The sequence below is a fragment of the Paucidesulfovibrio gracilis DSM 16080 genome, from assembly GCF_900167125.1.
Classification (GTDB): Bacteria; Desulfobacterota; Desulfovibrionia; order Desulfovibrionales; family Desulfovibrionaceae; genus Paucidesulfovibrio; species Paucidesulfovibrio gracilis.
Genome location: NZ_FUYC01000002.1, coordinates 60,720 through 83,993 on the forward strand (window position 1 = coordinate 60,720; position 23,274 = coordinate 83,993).

The following is a 23,274-nucleotide window of genomic DNA, read 5'->3' on the forward strand; positions in this document are numbered from 1 at the left end:
GGCTTTTGGGCTACTCGTTTTCCTGTTGTGCGTCCAGGGGTTCGGGGCAGGGCGTCGAACCATCTTCGGCTTGGGTGTTCATGGCGTGCAGCCGTTGCCACAAGAGGTCCACAAACGCCTCCAGCCCGTCCCCCCGCAGAGCGGAAAGCAGGTGGATGGTTTGCCCTGTTTCCCGTTCGTACTCTTGGGCGCGTGCTTGCAACCGGTCCAGCGCCTCTTCGGCCAGCAAGTCGATTTTGTTGATGACGCGGATTTGCTTTTTTTCCGCCAAACGGGAGTCGAAGCGGGCCAGTTCTTCGTCCAGCAGACCGAACCCGGCAAAGGGATCGGCTTCTTGGTCGTGCACCAGATCCTCGCAACTGAGGATGTGAACCAGGAACCGGGTCCGCTCCACATGTTTCAGGAAGGTGTGTCCCAGTCCCAGGCCTTGGCTCGCGCCTTCGATGAGTCCGGGGATGTCCGCAATGATCATGCGGTGGCCTACGTCGTCCTGAATCACGCCCAGGTTGGGGACCAGGGTGGTGAAGGGATAGGCCGCTATTTTGGGCCGCGCCGCGGACACGGCGGAGATAAACGTGGATTTGCCTGCGTTGGGCAGCCCGAGCAGGCCCACGTCCGCCAGCATTTTGAGTTCCAGGCGGAGTTTTTTATCCTCGCCGGGCCAGCCTTCCTCGCAGCGTCGGGGAGCGCGATTGGTGGGGGATTTGAAATGGATGTTTCCGCGTCCGCCGTCTCCGCCTTTGCAGATGATCACTTCCTGACCGTCCTCCACCAGGTCGGCCAGAAGGCGTTCACAGGGAGCGCCCTGCTCGTCTTCGGTCACCTCGAACACGAGGGTGCCCACGGGCAGTTCCAGCACCAGAGGATCGGCGGCGCGGCCGTATTTGTCGCTGCCCATGCCGGGCTGGCCGTTTTTGGCCTCGTAGTGCCGCTTGAGCCGGAAGTCATACAGGGTCACGAGTTTGGTGCTGGCGCGGAAAATAACGTCTCCGCCGCGTCCGCCGTCCCCGCCGTCGGGTCCGCCCTTGGGAATGAAACGCTCGCGCCGGAAAGAGGCGCAACCGTTGCCGCCTTTTCCCGAGCGGGCGGTGATGATGGCTTCGTCCACGAATCGCATGGCATATCCTCCGGCGTGTGTGCCGAGATGATGGTGGCTTGGTGCTCCGACGCGTCGAACGTACACCAAAAAAAAGGGCAGGAGAAGCTCCTGCCCTGAAAACACGTATCTTGTGACGACTAGTTCATCGCGAGATGCGGTGGTCAGCCGTGCTGCTTCAAGGTTTTCGACTCCGGCTAGGCTTCGGAGGCGACGATGTGGACCCGGGTCTTGGTCCGGCGGTTGCGGACGTACTTTTCGTACTTGACCGTACCATCCGTAAGGGCAAACAGGGTGTAGTCCCTGCCCATGCCGACATTTTCACCGGGATGAATCTTGGTACCGAGCTGGCGCACGAGGATGTTGCCCGCGAGCACTTCCTGGCCGCCGAAGCGCTTTACGCCCCGCCGCTGGCCTTGGGAGTCGCGACCGTTCCTGGAGCTGCCGCCTGCTTTTTTATGAGCCATGACGTTCTCCTTGCGGCACTAGGCCGTGATGCTTTTGACCTTCAGGCGCGTGAAGTCCTGACGGTGGCCCTGCTTTTTGCGGGCGTCCTTTTTGGGGAGCTTGTGGAAGACCACGACTTTCTTACCGCGGCCGTGCTTGACGACTTCGCAATCCACCTTGGCGCCGTCCACATAGGGAGCGCCGATTTGGGTGGCGTCGCCGTTGCCCACCAGCAATACCTTATCGATGGAAACAGTGGAACCGGCTTCCGCCTTGAGCAGCTCCACGTCCAGTTCGAGGCCTTCTTCCACGCGGAACTGTTTTCCGCCGGTCTCGATGATTGCAAACATACTAATGATACCTCCGTCTCACAAGGAGGGCAACCTATCCGCAAGAACCGATAAAAGTCAAGCCTTGAACGTGACCTTTTTCCCGGTGCGCGAGGTATGCGCGACCCTGGGAATCGGTTTTGTGCGGGGATGCCGCCCGGGTTTGCGAAGCCGTGCCGAAATATCGGCATATGCTTCGTCCAGCTATGATTCTGACGATATGCAGCTTATGGCTCCGGGTTGATCAGAGGATTTTTGTTTTCATAACGGTGCCCGGGCGCTGCGTCGAACCAGTGTCCATATCTTTCCTTGGGGGGAAAGGCAAGTGTTTTTCTGCGGCGCTGTGGGGACGTACGACGAGCTTCAGGCCCGGGCCACGACCAGCACATCCACGCGGTCGGCTCCGGCGTCCTGCAGGGAGCGGGCGCATTCCCGCAGTGTCGCACCGGTGGTGCAGACATCGTCCACCAGCAGGATGCGGCGGCCCTGCACCAGGGGAGAAGCGGTAAAGGCGTGGCGCAGGTTGGTGCGGCGTTCCGTGGCTTTGAGCGTGGATTGGGGGGGCGTGTTTCGAATGCGCTGCAGGGCCGAATCCGCCAGAGGAACCTTGCAGATGCGGGCAATGGGCCGGGCCAGGATGCGGCTTTGGTTGAAGCCGCGACCACGCAGTCGGCGCGGATGCAGGGGGACGGGGACCACTAGTTCCGGGAGCAGCAGTTCGGGAGCGTAGGGCAGGAAACCTGCAAAAGCGCGTTGCCAGGCCGATGCCGCCAGCCGACCGAGCAAATTCGATGTCTGGATGCCGCCGTGAAATTTGAAATTAACGATCAAATCCCGCAGTGGGCCTTGGTATCGTCCATGCAGGAGAAAGCGGTTCCAGGGGGGCGGATCGGCGCGGCAGGAGCCGCAGAGCATGGGGGTATCGTGCTCAGAACTGAAAAAAACGCCGCATTGCGGGCAATGGCCCGCGCTACGGGGAGCCAGGGCCGCGTTGCAGTCCGGGCAGAGACCAAGGGCCGACACCGAGTCGGTTGGGCGGCCGCACACAGGGCAACGGACCTGCGCAAGGCCGGTCCATTGCCCCATGGCGCGCCAAAGGGAAAAGCCGGAACGCAGTCCCGGCAGGGCAGTCCCCTGTGGTGCGGCAGGCGGCTTGCCGGGGAGGTGCATGCCGGACTATCCGGCGTGGGTCTGCCAGGCTTGCTTGCCCAGGGCGCGGATGCGTTCCGCGGCCTCGGGGTGGCGTTCCATGTCCGCGATTTTTTCAAAGCCTCGGAATTCCATGGGATCCTGAAGCTCCAGATTGAAGCTTTGCAGGAAGTATTTCATGGTCAGGCGCGCCCCCTCAAAGAGCTTGTCACCTTCGGAGCGTCCCGCGAACAAGGTCATGTAGGCGGGTCGTACCGGGCGCTCCGCCACTTCGGGGTCATTTTTCATCTTGCGGGCGTAGACCCATTGGCTGCGGTCGATGAAGGTCTTGAGCCGCGAGGGAAGGTGATAGAAGTAGATGGGCGCGGCAAAGAACACGAAGGGCGCGTTCAGCATGTTTTCGAAGAGGTCCAGGGCATAGTCCTTGCCTTGCAGCGCGCAGGGGCTGGCCGGGTCTTTTTCGCAGACGCGGCAGGCCCGGCAAGGCTTGATTTCCACTTTACGCAGTAACACGGTGTCGGCTTCACCGCCGGCCTCGCGCACGCCTTCGAGAAAAAGGTTCATGGCGTTGTTGCTGTTGCCCTGTGCCCGGTGACTACATTGAAAGACGATGGGGTTGCTCATGAAAACGCTGCTCCTTGCTGATGAAATTCAGGTCGCCTTGCGGGTCAGGAGGATCCGCAGGTGGTCGCTTTCGGGAAATCGTTCATACGTCCATTCCGGCAGGATGTGCAGGGCGTTGTCGATCTGGCCGAGCTGGGCCTCGTCGATGCGCGCCTCAATGGCGCCATCCCGGGTGAAGCGGAGATACCAACCTATCTCCAGTCCCACGCCTCAACATTTGCCACGCAGGTCGAGTCGGTGCTTCACGTCCATGGTCGGATATCCTGTCTACAGTCCCGTGAAAAAGGGGTTGTGGTTTTCTTCCTCGCCCACCGTGGTCTGCTCCATATGCCCCGGATAGAGGATCGTGGCGTCGGGCAGGGTGAAGATGTTCTCGCGCACGGATTGGGCCAGGGTATCGGCGTTGCCGCCCGGAAAATCGGTACGGCCCACGGCGCGCCGGAAGATCAGGTCGCCCACGAAGGCGAGTCCGGCATCCGGGAAATAAAAGGTCAGGCTGCCCGGAGTGTGTCCGGGGGTGTGCAGTGCCTGGCATTCCTGCCCCAAAAAGGTGTGTCGTCCTGGTTCCAGCGCCTGGAAATCAAAAAGCTCCACTTTGGGGAGTCCCATGATGCCGCCCTGTCCCACTTCGGTTTGCAGCAGGTGTTCATCCGCTTGCGGAGCCAGCACGGGCGCGCCCGTTGCCTCGGCCAGCGCCTTGCAACCGTAGATGTGGTCGAAGTGCAGGTGTGTCACCAGGATGTGGGTGAGGGTGAGGTTTTTTTTTCGCAGTTTGTCCAGGATGGGCGCGGGATCACCGCCCGGATCAATGACCACGGCCTCGCCGTTGTGGCTGCAGAGGTACGTGTTGGTGCCAAGAGGTCCGAGCACCAGCGTGATTACGTTCATGAGGTGAAGTCCTCCAATACGAAGTCGGAAAGAGGTTCGCGTTGGGAGCTGCCCGTCTGGGCGGGGTGTCCCATGGCAATAATGGCCTGGAGTTCGAACGTTTCGGGCTGGAGTCCCAGGATGGGAAGTACGGCTTTTTCCTGGTTGATGATTTCTCCCAGCCAGACCGCACCCAGGCCCAGGGCGTGGGCCGCCAGCAGCATATTCTGTGCTGCGGCTCCGGCGGACTGGTGGTCCTTGCGTGCATTATACAACCGATCCTTTTGCAGGAGCAGCACGACCATGACGTCGCATTCGCGGACTACATGTGCGTATTTGGTCTGCCCGGCCAGGTCTTCGCGCCGGGGGTCGTCCGGGCCGATGACCAGAAAACGGCAGGGCTGGTTGTTCAATCCGCTGGGCGCCCAGCGGCCCGCTTCGAGCACGGCAAGCACGTCCTCGCGGGATACGGGGGTACCCGTGAACCGTCGGATGGAGCGTCGCTCGCGTATGGCGGTCAGTACCGGAGCCGCGTTCGATGTGGTTTGGGACATGTCTTCTCCTTATTTCGAAGGGGTACGTTAGCTCATGGCGGGTTTCGCGGCAAGGGGGCGTGCGGCCTCCCCGGTGGGAGAAAGGATTAAAATGCCGATGGCCAGGGGCTTTGAAAGCATGGCGGCTTGGCGTATGCTGCATCCATGCGTGGAGTCTTTTACAACGCGTGCCGGGCGCACCAAGGGGAGCTGCTCCTGTGGGGAGCGCTGATTCTGGCGTGTGTTCTGCTGGTGTGGTCGCCTGTGGGGGCATGGGCCGGGACATCCGGACCGCTGGTGGTCGTGCGTGATGCCCGCGGCGAGCCTTGGTTGCGGTTTCGGCCCGTGGGCGCGCTGCAATGGGACGGCACGGCCTTGCGCGGCACGTTGCGGCTGGACTCCACGGAGATAGAGACCCCCTGGATTCGAGGCTCTCTGCGGGGCAATGCACTGGCGCGGCTGGACGGATCGCGTGTGCTGCTGGAGGAGTTTGATTTTTATTTGAACAATGCGGCCATGCCCGTGCAGGAGGCCGGGGAAACGACGGACAAAGCGCCTCTGGTGGATCTCGGCGATCTGCGTTTGCGTGGAAGCGGCGTCTGGCATTCCGGATCAGGGCGGCTGGAGTTGAGCGCATTGCAATTGGAGGCTCCGGATGGGGCGAGGTTGACCGGGGAGCTGGATTGGGATCCGAGGCAGGGCTTGCGTACGGATCTGAGCCTGGCTGCGGAGCAGGGGGACGCCCTGGTGCGACGCTTGGCCCGCGTGTTCCCAGCAAGTCTGGAACAGGTGGCGGTTTCCGGGCCGTTGCAATTGGGAATGCGGCTGGAGATGTTGTTTTCCCCGGCTGAAGCCGCTTCGTCCGGGCAGCGGGACAGGGAAGCGGGGCAGGTGGGGCAATGGAATTTCGGGCTGGATGTGCGGCAATCCGTTCGTCTGGCCGTGGCCGATGCCTTGGTGCGCGTGCCGCGCCTGAATGCGGAGGTGCAGCTTTTGCCCGGATCGAGCGGAGCGTGGGACGCTTCGGGTCGGGTGGCTGTTCGTGGACGGCTGCACCCGGGCGGTGTGGAGCTGGTGTCGCCCAAACTATCTTTTGATGCAGGAGTATCCGGCAAGGAATATCATTTCCGGCGGTTGCGTCTGGAAAGCGCCGAGGGGCTGGTCCTGGCCGGACGCAAGCTCCCGGTGCGCGCGGTTACCCTGCGCGGCAGGCTCACGCCGCGTGCGGATCAGGGCTGGCACGCCCATGATCTGCGGGTATCCCTGCCTGGTGCCACCCTTGCCGGAGAGGCGCATATCGAGCCGGACGGGACGGTACGCACTGTCTTGCAGGCTGGGGGCATGGATTTGGAACGGATCGGGCCGGTGCTTGGTACCTTGGCCGGATTGGACGGACTCACGGCGCAGGGGCGTGCCGGGTTGTCCGTTTCCGTGGAGATGGGAGCTGAAACCATTACCGGAGATGTGCGTCTGCACTGGCGCGAAGCGGCTTATATGTCCGGGGACGCGCAATATATGGCCCAGGGGCTGGAAGGTTCGCTGCGGCTGCGCTCCCGGCTGAGCATGAAAACGCTGCGGCGTTGGGTCAACGCGGACCTGCGTCTGGACGGGGGGGAGCTGCTTTTTGGTCCCACGTACCTGGATCTTGCCGGGCATCCGTTGCGTTTTACGGGCAATGCCAACCAGATCGGGGCGGATCGGTTTAAAGACTTGCAGGCTCGATTGGACTGGCAGGGCTATGGTACGGTGGAAGCTGAGGGCGACCTCTGGGCGCACGGGCCGCTGTCGGAATGGCGGTGCCGGGCCGGGCTGGATGTGGAGGATTTGAATCTGGGACCGGTGTTTGCCTCGTTCGTGTCCACCCCCATGGGGCTGACGCGCTGGCAGGGCGAGAATGCCGGACTCGGCGGCACGGGGCATTTGACCCTTTCCCTCTATTCCGACGGAACCCGGGCCGATCTGGAGGGACGAATGCGGCTTGTGGACGCGTCCCTTCGTAGCGCCGAGGGCGGAGTGGACGTGCGCGGCGCGAATTTGGATCTGCCCGTGCGGTATCGGCTCAAAGGTGAGGCGTCCATGCCCGGTGTGTCGGAACTGGACCCGGAGGAGACCGGGGCGCTGCGTGTAGGCCATCTGCATACGCCATGGTCCGAGCGGGAGAATCTGGCGTTTCGTCTGGCATTGGTTCCCAACCGGCTCTATTGGCTGGATCCTGTGGCCATCCCTCTGTTTGGCGGCCGCATCCGGCTGGAGGATTTACAATGGGACCGACCGCTTTCGCGCTCCTTCAAGTTCGGCGTGAACGCATCGTTCCGGGGCATTGATCTTGCCCAATGGTCGCGGGAGGGGGTGCCGCTTCGCGGCGTGCTTGAAGGCGACCTGGGACGCATCACGGCCACCCGGCATCGGATCAGCATTCCCGGGGCGATCCGGGGAACATTCTTTCAGGGGCGGCTTCGGGCGGATCGGCTGTTCATGGATTGGCCTTTTGAGGCGCGGCGACAGTTCGGGGGCGAGGTCTCGGTGCGTGGCATGGATCTGGAGTCCCTTTCCGGCGCGTTGGGCGTTGGGCGGGTCACCGGGTTGCTGGATCTGGATTTACAGGATTTCCTGTTCGCCTTTGGCCAGCCCGCCCAATTTACGCTCACGGCGCAGACCTCCGGGGAAGGGGATTTTGAAAAAAGTGTGAGCCTCAAGGCCGTGAACTCCCTGTCCGTGATCGGTACGGGGTCGGGTCTCGGCGACGTGGGCGTGGGGCTGTTTGCCTCATTTTTTGAGGAGTTTTCCTATGCGCGCATCGGCTTTCAATGCATTCTGAATAATGATAGATTCCAGGTACGCGGCCTGATCCGGGAGGGCGGCGTGGAATATTTGATCAAAAAACCGTTCTTAACCGGCATCAACGTGGTCAATGGCAACCCGGAGAATTTCATCAGTTTCGCGGATATGCTGGAACGGATGCAACGGGTGGTCAAAGGTTCGGCCCAAGCAGCTCCCCAGTGACGCGCAAGGCCGGTCCGTGGCCGGTGGAGTATTGTGGAGCCAAGAGGAGGAATTCCATGCGACGTTTGTTTCAAATTCAGGGTGTGTTCATCCTGCTGCTGGTCACGGCCTGTGTGACCGTGAATATTTATTTTCCGGCGGCCGAACTGAAACGTGACGCGGAAAAGGTGGTCAAGCGGGTGTACGGCATCGAAGGCCAGGAGGAGCAGGAATCGCAGGAATCCGCGCCCGGCCAGTCCTGGCTGGAACTGCTCGGGCCGTCCGTGGCCCATGCCCAGGATTACCAGTCCTTTTCCAACTCCGTGACCCGCGGCATTGAGCAGCAGCTCGGCCAAGTCTACAAGCAGCTTAAGCCGTTTTACGCCTCGGGCAACGTGGGGCTGGATCAAAACGGGTTCGCCACCCTGCGCGACAAGAGCGGCCTGAACATGCAACAGATTGGGTCCATCAACCGGCTTATCTCCCAGGACCGCAGCCTGAAGCAGCAGCTGTATCAGGAAAAGGCCAAGGCAGCTCAGACCCCGGGCAAGGCGGGCAAGGTGCAGGCCATTTATGCTGATATCTGGAAGGGGTATGCCGCGTCTGGCACTTGGATTCAGGACGGCGGCTGGCGTCAGAAGTAGAAGTTTGAAGTCGCCGGGACCGTGCGCCGGGGGAGCTTCCGGCGTTGTTCCGCAGCGGGTGACGAATTGAACCAGGGGCCGGGGAACGGATCATTCTTGTAGGGAAAGATTCGCCTCCCGGCTCCTGCTTATTTTAGCCCATGAGCTACTCCCGCCGGGGGCGGACAGCGTTGGGCATCAAGGACGCAGGTAGCCGAGGCGCTCCATGCGGACCGGGTCTGCGAAGCGTGCCATGGCTGTTTGCATGACGCGGAAGCCGAAACGTTCGTAAAATCCTTCCTTTCCCGGCACCGCATAGAGCAGCACGGTCTGTCCCTGAATTCGTTCCAGCAGGGCGTTGAGCAGGCTCGTACCCAGGCCTTTTCCCTGGTATTCCGGCAGGAGACAGAGATCGTAGATCGCGGCCTGGAACACGCCGTCGTCCAGCGCCCGGCCCATGCCCGCCAGTTTGGAACCGTCCAGGGCAAAGACCGTTACCTGCGAGGCCTGAAACGCCCGCCGCAAGGGGGCAGGGTCTCGCGGGGCCAGGGTCGCGGTGATGAGCTTCGCGGCTTCCTGCCAGTCGATCTCATTGGTATTGGAGTGAATCCGCAGGTGCATGGAATGGGGATGGATTCTATCAGACCAGAAAATTTCGTATGCCCGTGAACACGAGCTGGGCGGCCAGGGCCGCCAAAATCAAGCCCGTGAGCTTCATCAGGATGGCCAGACCCATGGACCCGAGCAGGCGTTCCAGGTGGCGTGAGGCCAAAAGCAGCAAGCCCATCCCCACGGAAGCCGTGATCAGAGCCGCCACTCCGGTGTAGAGGCGGGGTCCGGCCAGCTCCGATCCCAGGATCATCAGCGTACCGATGGTGGCCGGTCCCACGATGATGGGTACGGCGAGGGGGACCACGGCGATGTCGTCACCGGGTTCCGGCTTTTCCGGGGCGGCTTTACCTTTGACCAGGGATACGGCCGAGAGAAAGAGCAAGGCGCCCGCGCCGATGCGGAATGCGTCCAGGGTAATGCCCAGGGTCTTGAAGATGGCCGGGCCGAAGAAAAAGATCACCAGCCCCACCACCGTGACCGAGGCCGTGGTGCGCAGGGCTGTATTGCGGCGTGTGGACGGCTCTTCGCCTTTGGTCATGGCCATGAAGGCGGAAAGACCGAAAAAGGGGGTCAGCAAAAAGAAGATTTTGATGACCAGCGAAAAAAACAAGGAAGCATCCACGACGTTACCCCAACAGTTCGTCGAGTTCCATGGCTTTGTAGAATTCCAGCTCCGCATCGTTGCGGTACCGGATGGGCAGGGTGCCTTCCACGTTGCGGGCCAGGTAGTCGTGCATGGTGTGGCCGAGGCCGAAGCCCTTGTAGGATTCCACGATACAGAGGTCGTGCAGGGCCGGACCGTTGTCGGAAGCGTCCACGCGGCCCATGCCGATGAGCCGGTTCGTGTCAAAGGCGAAGCAGACCGCGTCCGAGCTGGTGAATGCGGATTGCAGGGATGCGGCATCGCGTCCGGTAAAGCCTGCGGCCTCGTAAATGGCCGCAACCTGATTCCAGTCCATTTCGTCCGTGTCGAATTTGAGGGTCAGGTGCATGGGAGAGCCTCCTGGTGCGGGTGAAAGGGGAACAGCCCTTGGAAAGCCTTGGACGGGGACCGGCGAGGAACTCGGTGAACGTCGGCACGCCCCGACCGGGTGGTGTTGTCCCACAAAGTGGAACAAAAATCGAGCCTCTTTGCCAGGCAGCCGCAAGAAGGTCAGCCGGGTCGCTGCATGGAACCGAGCAAGCCCCTCCGTCACGCGGCGAGGTATTGTCCGGAAGGGATTGCGTCTTCAGTGCGTCACGGGTGTTGACCAGTGTCCGGCACTGTTTTTCCGGTCGATTGCGTCCGGCACGGACATGCTCCTGGGATCAGATGAGCCGGCCCGCCAAGGCCTGTCCCTTGTCGCCTCCGCCCGCCATGCGCGAAAGTTCGCGGCGGACCCCGTCGGCATCCAGGCGGCGGCACCGTGTGAAGGTCTGCCCGTCCTGCACCTCCTTGGCGATGAGGAAGTGCCGCTTGGCCAGGGCCGCGAGTTGGGGCCAGTGGGTGATGAGCAGCACCTGCTGACGCCTGGCCAGAGCCTGGAGCTTGTCTCCCAGGCTGTTCAGGGTCAGTCCGCCCACGCCCGCGTCCACCTCGTCGAAGAGCAGGGACGGCAGGGATTCGCTTCGATCCGTGCGGATGCTCACCAAAGCGAGCAGAAAGCGGGAAAGTTCGCCACCCGAGGCGATGCGGTCCAGGGGTTGGGGAGCCTGTCCGGGGTTGGGGATCCAGAGCAGCCGCCCGCGGAGTTCTTCCAGACCGGGATAGGGTTCGTGGGCTTCGAAGTGCATGTCCACCCGGGCATGTTCGGAAAAGCCGAGACCATGCAGCTCCTGCTCCACGCGGCGGCAGAACTCTTGGGCCGCTTTTTGACGTGCTGCGTTGAGTTGCTGCAAAATTTCGCCGAGCCGGCCGGCAGCTTCCTGTTCCTGCTTGGCCAGCCGTTTGCGGTCCAGCTCGCAGGCATCCAGAAAGGACAGGTTCTCGGCTATTTCATCCTTCAGCCGCAGGATTTCGTTCATGGAACGGTTCAGTTTGCGGCACAGGCGGGAAAATTCAAAGAGCCGGGCCTCCACCGCATCCAGGTCGCCTTCCTCCTCCTCCCCGGCAGGGTTGCGCCGTAAGCGGGCGTCCAGGTCGTCGAGCTGGTGTCGAAAGGTGTCCACGGCGTCGCGGTCTTCGGCAAAATCCGGATACATACGGGCGATTTCGTCCATCTGGCGGGAAAGCGCGGAGAGACGATCCGCCAGGGAAATGTCGCCGTGCAGCAGGTCCAGTGCATTGCCCAGGGATTGCGTGGCCAGCTCCTGATCCTTGAGCCGCTGTTTGAGCGCTTCCAGTTCCTCTTCTTCTCCGGGTTGCGGATCGACCTTTTCTATTTCCTCGCGTTGAAATTCCAGCAGTTCCCGTTGGTTGACCAACCCCTGGGCGCGTTCTTCCAGCTCCTTGCGCTGCGTGATGAGGCCTTCCAATTCTTCCATGGCGGCATGGCGCTGGGTGAGCAGGGCTGGATCGGGCAGAAATTCGTCCACTACCCGCATTTGAAAGGCCGGGGAGAGCAGCTTTTGCTGTCCGTGCTGGCTGGTGTGGACGATGAGGCTCGGGCGCAGCTCCCGAATGGCTTCCTGAGAGCTGAGCCGGTCGTTGATGTAGATACGGCTGCGTCCGGTTTCCGCGGAAAGTTCGCGGCGGATGAGCAGGTCGCCGTCCGGCTGGACAAAGAGGGCTTCCACCACGGCCTTTTCCTTGCCCGGGCGGATCATGTCGCGCCGCATGCGTTCTCCGGTGAGGAAATCCAGGGCGCGGAGAATGAAGGATTTGCCCGCGCCGGTCTCGCCGGTGAGCACGGTCAGTCCCGCCGAGAATTCCAGTTCGGCGTCCTCGATGAGGGCGAGGTCGTGTATTCGCAAAAGTTCCAGCATGCTCGGGCTTCTCCGGGGTGGTTGATTGCATGGTTGTATCCCAAGAGCCGGGTTCTGCCAAGCCGCCGCTTCCAGCTCTGATGCAAAAGGCGCGCAAAATGGAGCCTTTCAGGTGGCAGTACTGGCGAATTCTTGGTAAAAGAAGGAAATAAAAGCACACGAGGGGATAGGAATGTTCAAGAAATTAAGCATTCGAAACAAGATACTGCTGTCGACATGTTCCTTGGTGGCCCTGGCCATGTTCGGGACCAGTTCGTTGCTGGCTTCGTGGATGGGGGACGCGGCCGAGAGCGAGGCTCGGGAGCTGGCGCGTCAGACCGCGGAACGGCACGCCATGGAAGTGTTGGATTTCATCAGTCCCATTATGGAACAGGCCCGGGGGCTGGCCGCCTTTACCGAGGGCGCGCTCAGCGATGATGTTGGGCTGACCCGCGATCAGTTCAACGCCATGATCCGGGGCATGGTGGCTGCGGAGCCTACGTTTCTCGGCGTATGGGTGGCTTTTGAACCGAATGCCTTTGACGGCGAGGATGCCGAATGGGCCGGGGTTGGTGAGGTGCAGGACGAAAACGGGCGGTACATGCCCTATTATTTCCGCGATGGTTCCGAAATAGGCGCCCAGTATTGCAGTACGCCGGAGGAGGGCGGCTGGTACACGGTTCCCCGGGATACCCGAAAGGACCATCTTACCAGACCGTATGCCTTCGAAGCCGGGGGGAAAATGGTCCTGGGCATTGATTCCGCCATTCCTATTTTGGTCAACGGCGAGTTTCGTGGCGCCGTGGGCATCGACTACAACGCGACCCAATTCATGGAAATGGCCCGTTCCATCACGCCGTTCGGTTCGGGAAGAGCCTACATCGTGGCGCATGACGGCGCTTTTGTAGGGCATCCGGATCAAGATATGATGAACAAGCCCATGCAGGAAGGCTTTGGCCCGGAGCTGGCAGGGGAGGTCCGGCGGGCGCTGGAGGCCGGAGAGGAGATTCATTTTACGCTGCAGGGAGACGATGGCGAAATCTACCGGATATTCGTTCCGCTGGATGTGACCGGAAACGGCCTGTACTGGGGGCTTGGCGTGGATATCCCCATGCAGGTGGTGCTGGCCGATGCCCGGGCCATGCTGCAGCGGGGGCTGATTATCAGTGTGGCGGTCGTGGTGCTGCTTTGTGTGCTGATCTGGTTCTTGGCCCGCTCCATCGCGAATCCCATTCGCCGGGCTTCGCTCCTGGCCGACAAGGTGCGGCAGGGCGATCTCTCGGACCGTCTGGAGGTTTCCTCGCAGGATGAAGTGGGGCAACTTGCGGATTCGTTGAACCAAATGGCCGACGGCCTTGGGGAGAAGGCAAATCTTGCCCAGGCCATTGCTGAGAACGATTTGAGCCGGAACGTGGATGTGGCTTCGGAAAAGGATGTGTTGGGCCATGCCCTGCGCAAGATGTCCGGCAACCTGAACATGGCGCTGGCCGATGTGATGCGTTGCGCCATGGAGGTGGATTCCGGAGCCAAGCAGGTGTCCGAGGCCAGTGACAACCTTTCGCAGGGGGCCACGGAGCAGGCCGCTTCCCTTGAGGAAATGACCAGTTCCCTGACCCAGGTTTCCTCCCAGACCAAGGAGAACGCGGAAAACGCCAGCCACGCCAACCAGAATGCCGCGGCCGTGCGCCAGCGCGCCGAGCAGGGCAACGAGGATTTGCAACGCATGGTCGTGGCCATGCGGGAGGTAAACGATTCATCCGAAGCCATCGCCAAGATCATCAAAGTCATTGATGAAATCGCTTTCCAGACCAACTTGCTGGCCCTGAACGCGGCTGTGGAGGCGGCCCGGGCCGGAAAGCACGGCAAGGGTTTCGCCGTGGTTGCCGAGGAAGTGCGCAATCTTGCGTCGCGCAGTGCCAGGGCCGCTCAGGAGACCGCCCAGCTTATTGAGGAATCGTCGCAAAAAGTAGGACGTACCAACGAGCTGGTGTCCGAAACCGCGGAAAGCCTCCAGGCGGTGGTGGCGGAGGTGGGCGAGGTGGCCACGTTGGTGGACGCCATTGCCACGGCATCGTCGGAGCAGTCCCAGGCGCTCATGGAAGTGACCCAGGGGTTGCAGCAGATCGACACCGTGACGCAGCGCAACACCGCCAGTGCTGAGGAAACGTCTTCTGCGGCTCAGCAGCTTTCCAATTTGGCGCATACGCTTCGATCCATCCTTGCCAAGTTCCGGTTGCGGAAGGGAACGGGCAAGTCTTCCACTTCGGCCACCCGGGAACAGGCCGCCACGTCGCGCTACACGGTACGGCGTGACCCGACGCCGTCCTTGCCGCGCGGAAACGGACAGCCCTCTGATCCCTCGCGCAGCAGCAGCCGTGGGCCGTCTCGGTCGGCTTCCGCGGATCAGCAAGCGGCCCGGCAATCCAGCGCATCCACCAAGGACGCCTGGGGGCAGACCCCGCAATCGGAACCGCCCCGCCCTGGTGCCGGTTCTGGAGGAAACAGCGGCACGGGCGCGCCCCAGGATGCCTGGAGCGGAAAAGTGGATCCCGAGATCGAAATCCGCTTGGATGACGACGAGTTCGGGAGGTATTGATCGGTTCGGTTTCCCTCGGTGACGCTATGACGCGGCCCGCTGTAAAAACAGCGGGCCGTTTTTTTGTGGGTGGGAAAAGGTTTCGGGCTGCGGGTGGGGTGTGAGATAAATTGTGTTCAAACGGACCGAAAAAATAGCAAAACACAAAACGACATACCACATACTAAAATGATTGGCATGACGCATGAAGTCGTGGTAGGAGACAGCACAGCAAAGGAGCAGGGAGATATACGATGTTCAAGAAGCTGTCTATCCGCGATAAGATACTGATACCAATAGGTGTCGTTGTGGCCCTTGCCATGGTCGGAACCACCTTTATGCTGGCCTCCTGGATGGGCGATGCTGCTGAAGCAGAAGCTCAAAAAATGGCACGGCAAACCGCAAATCGGCATGCAGAAGAAGTGCTGGATTTCATCAACCCCATCATGGAGCAGGCCCGGGCCGTGGCCGGATGCTATCGGGGGGCGCTGGAGGAGAATAGCGGCGTAACCCGTGATCAATTCCGGGCCATGCTGATCGGGGTCTTAAAAAAGAATCCCGATTTTCTAGGGATATGGGTGGCGTTTTCGCCCAATGGCTTTGACGGGCAGGATGCCCAATGGGCCAACGCGACCCCGGAATATGAAGCGACCGGGCGGTATATGCCCTACTATTATCGTGACGGCGGTTCCTTTGAATCGCATCCGTGCCGGACGCCGGAAGGCTTCAAGTGGTATACCGTGCCGCGCGACACGGGCAAAGGGTATCTCACGGAGCCTTATACCTTTGAATCCGGGGGCCAGACCATTCTGGGTATCGACTCCGCCATCCCCGTGATCGTGAACGGCCGGTTCCGCGGGTCCGTAGGCATTGACTACAATGTGACCCAGTTTATGGAAATGGCGCAGGCCATTACCCCGTTCGGTACGGGCCGTGCGTATATCGTTTCCAACTCCGGAACATTTGTGGGCCACCCGGACGAAGTCATGATGGGCAAACCCCTGGAGGAGGCTTTTGGATCGGATCTGGCCGTCTCCCTGAAGCAATCCTTGCGCGAGGGCCGCGAGGCCGAATTCCGCATTGACCAGGACGGAACAGAAATCCTGCGGATTTTTGTACCCATCGATGTGACGGGACATGGGCAATACTGGGGATTCGGCGTGGATGTACCCATGAGCGTTGTCCTGGCCGGTTCCACAACCATGCTGCAAAACGGGCTGATCATCACTGCCGTTGTCGTGGTGTTGCTCTGCGCCTTGATCTGGTTCCTGGCCCGCGCCCTGACCGCTCCCATCCGCCGGGCCTCCGCCCTGGCGGACAAGGTGCGGCACGGCGACCTCTCCGATCGACTGGATGTCGCATCGTTTGACGAGGTGGGACAGCTCTCCGATTCCTTGAACCAGATGGCCGACGGTTTGGCGGACAAGGCTCGGCTGGCCCAGGCCATTGCGGGCAACGACCTGAGCCGCGAAGTGGACGTCAGTTCGGAAAATGACGTGCTGGGCAATGCCTTGCGGCAGATGTCCGATAATCTGAACCGGGCGCTGGGCATGGTCATGCGTTGCGCCATGGAAGTGGACTCCGGTGCCGGACAGGTCTCCGAAGCCAGCGACAGCCTTTCCCAGGGGGCCACGGAACAGGCCGCTTCCCTGGAGCAGATGACCAGTTCGTTGACCCAGGTTTCCTCTCAGACCAAGAAAAATGCGGAAAACGCCGGACATGCCAACAGAAATGCCGCGGCCGTGCGCAAGCGGGCCGAGCAGGGCAATGAGGATCTGCAACGCATGGTCGTGGCCATGCGGGAAGTGAATGATTCGTCCGAGGCCATTGCAAAGATCATCAAGGTTATTGACGAAATTGCCTTTCAGACCAATTTGCTGGCGCTCAACGCAGCCGTGGAAGCGGCCCGGGCCGGAAAGCACGGCAAGGGATTTGCCGTGGTGGCCGAGGAAGTGCGCAATCTGGCCTCGCGCAGTGCCAAAGCCGCTCAGGAAACCGCGCAACTTATCGAAGAATCCTCCGAAAAAGTGGGCCGAACCAATGCATTGGTTTCGGATACGGCCGCGAGTCTGCAGGCCGTGGTAGCGGAGGTGGGCGAGGTGGCCACGTTGGTGGACGCCATTGCCACGGCTTCGTCGGAGCAGTCCCAGGCGCTCATGGAAGTGACCCAGGGATTGCAGCAGATCGACACCGTGACCCAGCGCAACACCGCCAGTGCCGAGGAAACCTCGTCCGCAGCGCAACAACTCTCCGGACAGGCGCGGACCCTGCGTTCCATCTTGTCCAAGTTCCATCTGCGAGAGGGAGCCGCTGACCACGCGCAGCAGGGTATGCGGCGCGGAGGGGATGCACCGCGCTATACAGTGCGCCGTGATCAACAGGCGTCGTTGCCGCGGGGTGATGCTGCTGGTTCCAATGGTCCCCGAAGCGCGAGACCAGAGCGTGGCAATGGAAACGGGCAACCGGAAGATCGACTGGAAACAGATGCCTGGGGTCGGCGTCCCGGGGGCAACGGTTCTTCATCCGGCAACGGATCACGGCCGGAAACCAAACGCGCCGAGGCCGAAGGCGACTGGAACGGCACCATACATCCGGGCGCGGAAATTCGGTTGGAGGATGATGAATTCGGGCGGTATTGAGTCCGATCTTGTCAATGGATACGGTATAATGCGGCCCGCAGTTTGTTCTGCGGGCCGTTTTTGTCGTGGTGCGCAGGCAGGCATTGTCCAATGCAGGGAACTTTGTCATTCTGGTCCGGCTGCCGGGAATCCGGCAACCTTTCCCGCTGTGCGGGGTGGGGCGTTGACCATTCATGAACAACAGGCTGTTTCCATGCGGTGGGCTGCAATGCAGCAAGCGCCGGTTGGATCGGGCCTTTCCAAGGAGTGCCGCGCATGAGCGCTACCGTGATCTGGTCCCATGGCAAGGATGCAAGCCCGTGGGGTGCCAAGAGCCGACGCATGGCCGAGATGTGCCGTCAGTTGGAAGTGGAATTCGACTTTGTGGATTACCAGGATCTCAATGACATGCCGGATGCTCCCGAACGACGGGTGGACCGGCTTCTGGAGCGGTGCGGCAAGGTACCCGGGCCATTGGTGCTGGCCGGGTCGAGCATGGGCGGGTATGTGAGCTTGTGCGCGGCCATGCAGGTGCGGCCTTTGGGAGTGTTTGCGCTGGCTCCGGCCGTGTATTTGCCCGGGTATGTGCGCCAGGAGTTTGCGGACGTGCCGTGTCCCGTAGAAATCGTGCACGGCTGGCGGGATGAGGTTGTGCCTGCCGCCAACGCGCTGCGGCTGGCGGAAATCTTGCGTTGCTCCCTGCATCTGGTGCCGGACGGTCACCGCCTTTCCGCCAGCGTGGAGCGCCTGGCCTTTTGGTTTATGATGTTTGTGGAAGACGTTGTGCGCCGGGGTGGGCCGTGCGATCCTCCGCAGGGGCTGGAAGCGTTCGCCCCTTCCTCGGGTGGGCCGTGCTCCTGCGGATGATCAGAAGTTGCGGTTGATCTTGCGCAGGCATTCCGCAAACAGGGCCGATTCTTCGGATGAGAGGTCGGCCACGATGTCCCGGGTCAGGTCCATGTGCAGCTTGTCATGCTCGGCAAAACGCTGCTTTCCGTTTTCCGTAAGCTCCACCAAAATGGAGCGGCGGTCCGTGTCGTTGGGGCGGCGTCGCAACAGGCCGCGCTGCTCCAGCTTGTCCGCCACCACGGTGAGGCTGCCCGTGGTCACGCCCATGCGTTGGGCCAGTTCCTTCATGCGCAGGGCGTTATTTGCGCCCAGGATTTCAATGACATGCATCTGGGTGGGCGTCAGTCCCGTGCCGCGGACCACACCGTGCTCCCAGGACGAGAGCTTTTCATAGAATTCCACGATCAGCTGGGCCAGATCGTTTTTTTGTTCCGGCGACATGTCTTCTCCTGTTCGGCCAGATTGGCCGAAGCGGTCGGCGTTGGCTGAAGTGCTGTTCGGCTACAGCTCCACGTACAGGGAATAGAGACCAAACGCCATGGTCATCAGGCCGATTCCCCGCAAAATCCATTCTTCAATGTGCGGATTGTTGAGCCGTCCGGCCCAGGAAACAGCCCGAAAAAGTCCCCAGATTACCGCGCCAACGGCCAGGGCCGTTGTTGCCGCGTACGCCCCGAATACAGCCGTGCTCTTCCACACGCTGCCTGAGTTGATGGCGTAGGAATACATGATGGCCACGGTAGGACAGGGAACGATCATATTCAGAAAACCGAAGGCGAACAACCCCGGTGCCGCGGCCTTGTGCAGCCGGTCGGCATGGTGCGGCCCATGGTCGTGCTGATGGGCATGCTCGTGATGGTGCGTGTGGTGGTGGTCGTGATGGTGCGCCTCTTCGTGGCCATGGCTGTGCAGCAGGTGCGGCCGGATCAGCAGAACCAACCCCAAGGCCACGATGATGCCCGCGGCGAGACGGTCCATCCAACCGGCAAACGCGGGCGGAAACAGAGTGGACACTGCGCCCAGGGTCAAGCCAATAACCAGGCAGGCCAGAGCCGTGCCGCCCACAAAGGCCAGCGTCAATTTGAGCACGCGGCGTCCGTCTCGTTCGCCGGAGACAAAGGGTGCCAGAGCCAGCCAGGAGTGACCGCAAGGATTGATGCCGTGAACCAGGCCCAGCATGAGCGAGGATTGTAGCGCCACAAGGAAGATGTGTTCGTGTGTCATGAAGACTCCGTCATTTTGTTTGACATCAAAGATTTTCTAAAAATAGATATTTTGAATGTCAAGCAAATGATCCAGAGAAAAGCCACAACAGCACACGCCGTGAGGAAAGGACAGGTCGGATGGAAAAAAGGCTATTGCCGCAACCGGGGATCCAGCAGGTCGCGCAGGCCTTCGCCCAGCAGGTTGTAGCCCAGCACGGTGAATAGGATGGCCAGTCCCGGGAAAATGGAAAGCCAGGGGGCCACGCCGAGCACTTCCTTGCCTTCGGTAAGCATGTTGCCCCAGGAAGGATCCGGAGGTTGTACGCCCAGGCCCAGGAAGGAAAGGGACGATTCCACCAGGATGGCCCCGGCCACGCCCAGAGTGGCGGATACGAGCACCGGTGCCAGGGCATTGGGCAGAATGTGCAGAAAGATGATCCGCAGTGGTCCGGCACCGGCGACTCGGGCCGCTAGAACAAAGTCCCGGTTCCGCAGCGTGAGGGTTTCGGCCCGCACCAATCGGGCCACGCCCATCCAGGATGTCAGGCCGATCACGATCATGATGTTCAGCAGGCTGGGTTGCAAAAACGCGATGACCGCCAGAATCAGGAAAAAGCTGGGGAAGCAGAGCATTACGTCCACCAGCCGCATGATGGCCTCGTCCGTGATTTTACCGAAGTATCCGGCGGCCAGCCCCAGCACCAGGCCGATGGCCGTGGAAAGACCGACCGCCACGAACCCTACCCAGAGCGAGACCCGACCGCCATACAGCATTCGGGAAAGCACGTCCCGGCCCAGGGCGTCCGTACCGAGCCAGTGGTCGGGACAGGGCGGCAATAGCAGGGCTTCCACGTTGATGGCATCGGGCGGATAGGGGGCCAACCAGGGGGCCAGCATCGCGGCCAGGGAAATCAGCCCCACGAGCACAAGCCCGGTCAGAAGCAGGCTGTTGCGGGAGAGAAAGCTTCGGCGGCGCAGTTCGCGGCTCATGATTCGCCTCCCACACGGCGTGCGCGTGGATCGGCCAGACCATAGCCTACGTCCGCCAACAGGTTGCCAGCCAGGGTCAGCACCGCGCCCAGAACCAGCGATCCCATGATCAGGGGGTAATCTCGGGCCATGACCGCTTGGTAGAAGAGCTGTCCCAGTCCTGGCAGGGCAAAGATGGACTCAATGATAACGCTCCCCCCGATGAGTCCGGGAACGGACAGGCCCAGGATGGTGATGACGGGCATGAGCGCATTGCGCAGGGCATGGCGAAAGATCACGGCGCGTGTGGGCAGCCCTTTGGCCCGGGCAGTCATGATGTAGTCCTGGCGCAGCACTTCCAGCATGCTTGTGCGCATGAAACGGGACAGCCCCGCCAGGGAGCCGAAGGTGTAGATGAAGATGGGCAGGGCCAAATGTGCGGCCAGGTCGCCGATTTTTCCGAAAAAACCCAGTTGCGGATAGTCCAGGCTGGTGAGGCCGGAGATGGGCAGGATGTTCCACCAGATACCGAAGGCCTGCATGAGCAGCAGAGCCAGCCAGAATCCAGGCATGGCAAAGCCCACGAAAACCAGTATGGTCATGCTTTTGTCGAACGCGCCCCCACGCCTCCAGGCCGAAAGCACGCCGATGGGTACGGCAATGAACAGCGTGAGCACCAGGGAGGCCACGTTCATGCCGAAGGTCAGGGGCAGTCGTTCCTTGATCTTGTCCCACACGGGCCGGTGATCGCCGGAAAGGGACTGACCAAAGTCAAAGGTGACCATACGGCCCAGCCAGGAAAAATATTGCTCGTGAATGGGGCGGTCCAGACCGTAGAGGGCTTGCAGGCGTTGTTGGGCCTCGGGCGTGACCGCGGGATTGAGCTGGGTTTCCAGGTCCGTGGGCGAACCTGGAGCCAAATGAATGACCCAGAAGCTGATCACCGTGATGCCGAAAAACACCACCGCGACCCAGAGGAATTTGAGAAGCAGGCGTTTGATGATGCCCATGAGCCTCGCTGTCCAGGTTACTGATAAACGCGATGTTGCGATGCCGCTGCAAAACGTTCCAGCGGACAGCGGCGGGAATCGCGTATAGATTGTTGCACGTTTTGTGGTCAGCCCCTCGTCATTTGTGAGCAACCCGCGGTGTTGATTTTACAACAGTCGGTGTTGCTTGCTCCGAGGTCACCCGGTGTTGCCTTTTCCCAGAGGGGAGGTCTCGACCGCCCGCTCCGTTGTTGCTGCTTGCCGATTCCTGCAAACCGTCCGCATTACGAGCCTGTTCAGCGTTGCGTTATACGCCAAGCCCGATCCCCTGGCAACGTGTCCGAGGAATCGGGCTGGCGTCAATTGATTGCGGCGATCAAAATTCCCGACGTGTTACAGCAGGGAATGATAGATGGCGGCCACAGACTCCAGATCGGCCTTGCGCGGGTTGAACGCGGTGCTGGCGCTTTCCATGGCGTCCTTGGCAAGTCGTGCAATGTCCTTTTCCTGCACGCCGTAGGCGGAGAGATGTTGCTCTAACCCGGTTTCCTCGAACAGTTCCTCCACCGAGAGTACGGTGGTCTTGGCGGCATCGCGAGCGCTCAGCTCCTGAACATTTTCGCCCAGCGCCTCGGCGATATGCCGATAACGGTCCGCCGCTGCCGAGCGGTTGAAGTCCATGACCACGGGAAGCAGCATGGCGTTGGCCTGTCCATGGGCAATGCCGAACAGTGCACCCAACGGGCGGGACATGGAGTGGACCAGGGCCACCGAAGCATTGCTGAAGGCCAGACCCGCGTGCATCTGGCCCCGGAGCATGGCCTCGCGCGCGGCCATGTTGTCGGGGCTGTCCACAGCCTTGATCAGGTTGGCACCGATGAGCCGGATGGCTTCCAGAGCATGCAGGTCGCTCATGGGCGTGGCCAGTTTGGAAATGTAAGCCTCAATGGCGTGGGTCAGGGCGTCCATGCCGGTGGCCGCGGTGACGTGTTGGGGCATGGTCACGGTCAATTGCGGGTCCAGCAGAGCCACGCTGGGGATCAGAGCCGTCCCCTGGAGAGACATCTTGATCTTTTGTTCCGTGTCCGTGATGACGGTGAATCGGGTGATCTCCGAAGCGGTTCCGGCCGTGGTGGGAATGGAAATCAGGGGCATTCCGGGACCATCCGCGGGTTGGGAGGTATAATCGCGGATGTCGCCGGGATGGGTCAGCAGCAGAACAATGCCCTTGGCCGCGTCCAGGGGGCTGCCCCCGCCCAGTCCGACAATGACGTCGCATTGGTTTTCGCGGGCCAGAGCCGCGCCCGCTTCCACGGTCTGGATGCTCGGATCGCTTTCCACTTCGGCAAAGAGCACGGGATGTACCCCGGCTTCGTTCAAGGAAGCGGTAACCGCCTCCAGACTGCCGGTGCGGGTGGAAGAGCTTTTGCCCGTGACGATCAGGGCGCGGCTGCCGAGTCGTGCGGTCTCGCGGCCCACCTGGGCCACGGCACCATTGCCGAAAATAATGCGGGGAGGTGTTTGAAATATGTACGTGCTCATGAATGATCTCCTTTTGGTCGGAGATTTGAACAGAATTATGCGCTTGTCAATCGGACCGCCCCTGTCCGGAATGCACCGCCTTTTCCTGTCGCCATGATCCGGTCCGGGAAAATAGAAAAAAATGATCCGGAACGGTTGACATCCCGACGGAAAAGAGTTGAAAAGACCTCCCAACACAGTGGGGCTGTAGCTCAGTTGGGAGAGCGCTTGAATGGCATTCAAGAGGTCGTGGGTTCAATTCCCTCCAGCTCCACCATATATTTTTCTTAAGTAAAAGGACCGTTTAGCTTGATAGGCTATGCGGTCCTTTTTCTTGTTATGGTGAACCATTTGGTCAACCGGCTGTAGGGTGAAATGTTTGAGATAACAGATTAAAGGCGTG

Annotated in this window: 22 protein-coding genes and 1 tRNA gene; 6 read left to right on the forward strand and 17 right to left on the reverse strand. The window is 61.1% G+C overall.

Annotation, left to right across the window (positions count from 1 at the left end):
• Nucleotides 1-10: 10 nt before the first annotated feature.
• The 8 genes from obgE to B5D49_RS02575 all read right to left on the reverse strand — a co-directional run bounded on the left by obgE (nt 11) and on the right by B5D49_RS02575 (nt 5,066).
• Entirely contained in the window at nt 11-1,117 is a 1,107-nt protein-coding gene (obgE, locus tag B5D49_RS02540) for a GTPase ObgE (protein ID WP_078716090.1), read from the reverse strand.
• 176 nt (nt 1,118-1,293) lie between these two features.
• A complete protein-coding gene (gene rpmA, locus B5D49_RS02545; protein WP_078716091.1) occupies nt 1,294-1,563 on the reverse strand; it encodes a 50S ribosomal protein L27 in 270 nt (89 codons plus the stop codon).
• An 18-nt stretch (nt 1,564-1,581) separates the two neighbouring features.
• A complete protein-coding gene (rplU, locus tag B5D49_RS02550) occupies nt 1,582-1,893 on the reverse strand; it encodes a 50S ribosomal protein L21 (protein ID WP_078716092.1) in 312 nt (103 codons plus the stop codon).
• Nucleotides 1,894-2,235: 342 nt separating this feature from the next.
• On the reverse strand, nt 2,236-3,042 hold the full coding sequence (locus B5D49_RS02555; protein WP_078716093.1) for a ComF family protein: 807 nt from the start codon (nt 3,040-3,042) through the stop codon (nt 2,236-2,238).
• 6 nt (nt 3,043-3,048) lie between these two features.
• Nucleotides 3,049-3,645, reverse strand: a complete 597-nt coding sequence (locus B5D49_RS02560; protein WP_078716094.1) for a flavodoxin family protein — start codon at nt 3,643-3,645, stop codon at nt 3,049-3,051.
• Between the two features lie 27 nt (nt 3,646-3,672).
• Nucleotides 3,673-3,852: a hypothetical protein gene (locus B5D49_RS02565; RefSeq protein WP_078716095.1), complete on the reverse strand. Its 180-nt coding sequence runs from the start codon at nt 3,850-3,852 to the stop codon at nt 3,673-3,675.
• A 60-nt stretch (nt 3,853-3,912) separates the two neighbouring features.
• Nucleotides 3,913-4,533, reverse strand: a complete 621-nt coding sequence (locus B5D49_RS02570; protein WP_078716096.1) for an MBL fold metallo-hydrolase — start codon at nt 4,531-4,533, stop codon at nt 3,913-3,915.
• The gene (locus tag B5D49_RS02575; protein ID WP_078716097.1) at nt 4,530-5,066 is read right to left on the reverse strand and encodes a nitroreductase family protein; all 537 of its coding nucleotides are present in this window, start codon (nt 5,064-5,066) and stop codon (nt 4,530-4,532) included. The genes B5D49_RS02570 and B5D49_RS02575 overlap by 4 nt, the downstream gene beginning before the upstream one ends.
• Before the next feature lie 126 nt (nt 5,067-5,192).
• Here B5D49_RS02575 and B5D49_RS02580 point away from each other — a divergent pair, with 126 nt between their 5' ends.
• Complete coding sequence (locus B5D49_RS02580; protein ID WP_144019069.1) at nt 5,193-8,048, forward strand: translocation/assembly module TamB domain-containing protein; 2,856 nt, start codon at nt 5,193-5,195, stop codon at nt 8,046-8,048.
• A gap of 56 nt (nt 8,049-8,104) precedes the next feature.
• Nucleotides 8,105-8,671, forward strand: a complete 567-nt coding sequence (locus B5D49_RS02585) for a DUF1318 domain-containing protein (protein WP_078716099.1) — start codon at nt 8,105-8,107, stop codon at nt 8,669-8,671.
• Between the two features lie 177 nt (nt 8,672-8,848).
• Here B5D49_RS02585 and B5D49_RS02590 read toward each other — a convergent pair whose 3' ends face one another.
• The 4 genes from B5D49_RS02590 to B5D49_RS02605 all read right to left on the reverse strand — a co-directional run bounded on the left by B5D49_RS02590 (nt 8,849) and on the right by B5D49_RS02605 (nt 12,166).
• A complete protein-coding gene (locus B5D49_RS02590) occupies nt 8,849-9,271 on the reverse strand; it encodes a GNAT family N-acetyltransferase (RefSeq protein WP_078716100.1) in 423 nt (140 codons plus the stop codon).
• 19 nt (nt 9,272-9,290) lie between these two features.
• A complete protein-coding gene (locus B5D49_RS02595; protein ID WP_234990609.1) occupies nt 9,291-9,872 on the reverse strand; it encodes a MarC family protein in 582 nt (193 codons plus the stop codon).
• Between the two features lie 16 nt (nt 9,873-9,888).
• On the reverse strand, nt 9,889-10,254 hold the full coding sequence (locus B5D49_RS02600; protein ID WP_078716102.1) for a hypothetical protein: 366 nt from the start codon (nt 10,252-10,254) through the stop codon (nt 9,889-9,891).
• Nucleotides 10,255-10,570: 316 nt separating this feature from the next.
• The gene (locus tag B5D49_RS02605; RefSeq protein ID WP_078716103.1) at nt 10,571-12,166 is read right to left on the reverse strand and encodes a DNA repair protein RecN; all 1,596 of its coding nucleotides are present in this window, start codon (nt 12,164-12,166) and stop codon (nt 10,571-10,573) included.
• Nucleotides 12,167-12,338: 172 nt separating this feature from the next.
• On the opposite strand from B5D49_RS02605, the gene B5D49_RS02610 reads away from it, so the two are divergent.
• The 3 genes from B5D49_RS02610 (at nt 12,339) to B5D49_RS02620 (ending at nt 18,205) form a co-directional block, all read left to right on the forward strand.
• Nucleotides 12,339-14,741 (forward strand): methyl-accepting chemotaxis protein, encoded by a 2,403-nt coding sequence (locus tag B5D49_RS02610; RefSeq protein ID WP_078716104.1) that lies wholly within the window; start codon nt 12,339-12,341, stop codon nt 14,739-14,741.
• 233 nt (nt 14,742-14,974) lie between these two features.
• Nucleotides 14,975-17,359 (forward strand): methyl-accepting chemotaxis protein, encoded by a 2,385-nt coding sequence (locus B5D49_RS02615; protein ID WP_078716105.1) that lies wholly within the window; start codon nt 14,975-14,977, stop codon nt 17,357-17,359.
• Between the two features lie 255 nt (nt 17,360-17,614).
• The gene (locus B5D49_RS02620) at nt 17,615-18,205 is read left to right on the forward strand and encodes a YqiA/YcfP family alpha/beta fold hydrolase (protein ID WP_078716106.1); all 591 of its coding nucleotides are present in this window, start codon (nt 17,615-17,617) and stop codon (nt 18,203-18,205) included.
• Here the strand turns inward: B5D49_RS02620 and B5D49_RS02625 are convergent, their stop codons facing one another.
• From B5D49_RS02625 to B5D49_RS02645, 5 genes are all read right to left on the reverse strand, one after another.
• On the reverse strand, nt 18,206-18,628 hold the full coding sequence (locus B5D49_RS02625; RefSeq protein ID WP_078716107.1) for a MarR family winged helix-turn-helix transcriptional regulator: 423 nt from the start codon (nt 18,626-18,628) through the stop codon (nt 18,206-18,208).
• Between the two features lie 60 nt (nt 18,629-18,688).
• The gene (locus B5D49_RS02630) at nt 18,689-19,411 is read right to left on the reverse strand and encodes an urease accessory protein UreH domain-containing protein (RefSeq protein WP_078716108.1); all 723 of its coding nucleotides are present in this window, start codon (nt 19,409-19,411) and stop codon (nt 18,689-18,691) included.
• A 131-nt stretch (nt 19,412-19,542) separates the two neighbouring features.
• On the reverse strand, nt 19,543-20,382 hold the full coding sequence (locus tag B5D49_RS02635) for an ABC transporter permease (RefSeq protein ID WP_078716109.1): 840 nt from the start codon (nt 20,380-20,382) through the stop codon (nt 19,543-19,545).
• Entirely contained in the window at nt 20,379-21,371 is a 993-nt protein-coding gene (locus B5D49_RS02640; protein WP_078716110.1) for an ABC transporter permease, read from the reverse strand. The genes B5D49_RS02635 and B5D49_RS02640 overlap by 4 nt, the downstream gene beginning before the upstream one ends.
• A gap of 372 nt (nt 21,372-21,743) precedes the next feature.
• Nucleotides 21,744-22,892, reverse strand: coding sequence for an iron-containing alcohol dehydrogenase (locus B5D49_RS02645; protein WP_078716111.1), 1,149 nt, complete (start codon nt 22,890-22,892; stop codon nt 21,744-21,746).
• Nucleotides 22,893-23,072: 180 nt separating this feature from the next.
• Here B5D49_RS02645 and B5D49_RS02650 point away from each other — a divergent pair.
• A tRNA-Ala gene (locus tag B5D49_RS02650) sits at nt 23,073-23,148 on the forward strand.
• Nucleotides 23,149-23,274: the final 126 nt, after the last annotated feature.

Coding starts and splice junctions, on each gene's coding strand:
- obgE (WP_078716090.1), bottom strand. CDS start 1,117: ATGCGATTCGTGGACGAAGCCATCATCACCGCCCGCTCGGGAAAAGGC.
- rpmA (WP_078716091.1), bottom strand. CDS start 1,563: ATGGCTCATAAAAAAGCAGGCGGCAGCTCCAGGAACGGTCGCGACTCC.
- rplU (WP_078716092.1), bottom strand. CDS start 1,893: ATGTTTGCAATCATCGAGACCGGCGGAAAACAGTTCCGCGTGGAAGAA.
- B5D49_RS02555 (WP_078716093.1), bottom strand. CDS start 3,042: ATGCACCTCCCCGGCAAGCCGCCTGCCGCACCACAGGGGACTGCCCTG.
- B5D49_RS02560 (WP_078716094.1), bottom strand. CDS start 3,645: ATGAGCAACCCCATCGTCTTTCAATGTAGTCACCGGGCACAGGGCAAC.
- B5D49_RS02570 (WP_078716096.1), bottom strand. CDS start 4,533: ATGAACGTAATCACGCTGGTGCTCGGACCTCTTGGCACCAACACGTAC.
- B5D49_RS02575 (WP_078716097.1), bottom strand. CDS start 5,066: ATGTCCCAAACCACATCGAACGCGGCTCCGGTACTGACCGCCATACGC.
- B5D49_RS02585 (WP_078716099.1), top strand. CDS start 8,105: ATGCGACGTTTGTTTCAAATTCAGGGTGTGTTCATCCTGCTGCTGGTC.
- B5D49_RS02590 (WP_078716100.1), bottom strand. CDS start 9,271: ATGCACCTGCGGATTCACTCCAATACCAATGAGATCGACTGGCAGGAA.
- B5D49_RS02600 (WP_078716102.1), bottom strand. CDS start 10,254: ATGCACCTGACCCTCAAATTCGACACGGACGAAATGGACTGGAATCAG.
- B5D49_RS02605 (WP_078716103.1), bottom strand. CDS start 12,166: ATGCTGGAACTTTTGCGAATACACGACCTCGCCCTCATCGAGGACGCC.
- B5D49_RS02610 (WP_078716104.1), top strand. CDS start 12,339: ATGTTCAAGAAATTAAGCATTCGAAACAAGATACTGCTGTCGACATGT.
- B5D49_RS02615 (WP_078716105.1), top strand. CDS start 14,975: ATGTTCAAGAAGCTGTCTATCCGCGATAAGATACTGATACCAATAGGT.
- B5D49_RS02620 (WP_078716106.1), top strand. CDS start 17,615: ATGAGCGCTACCGTGATCTGGTCCCATGGCAAGGATGCAAGCCCGTGG.
- B5D49_RS02625 (WP_078716107.1), bottom strand. CDS start 18,628: ATGTCGCCGGAACAAAAAAACGATCTGGCCCAGCTGATCGTGGAATTC.
- B5D49_RS02630 (WP_078716108.1), bottom strand. CDS start 19,411: ATGACACACGAACACATCTTCCTTGTGGCGCTACAATCCTCGCTCATG.
- B5D49_RS02635 (WP_078716109.1), bottom strand. CDS start 20,382: ATGAGCCGCGAACTGCGCCGCCGAAGCTTTCTCTCCCGCAACAGCCTG.
- B5D49_RS02640 (WP_078716110.1), bottom strand. CDS start 21,371: ATGGGCATCATCAAACGCCTGCTTCTCAAATTCCTCTGGGTCGCGGTG.
- B5D49_RS02645 (WP_078716111.1), bottom strand. CDS start 22,892: ATGAGCACGTACATATTTCAAACACCTCCCCGCATTATTTTCGGCAAT.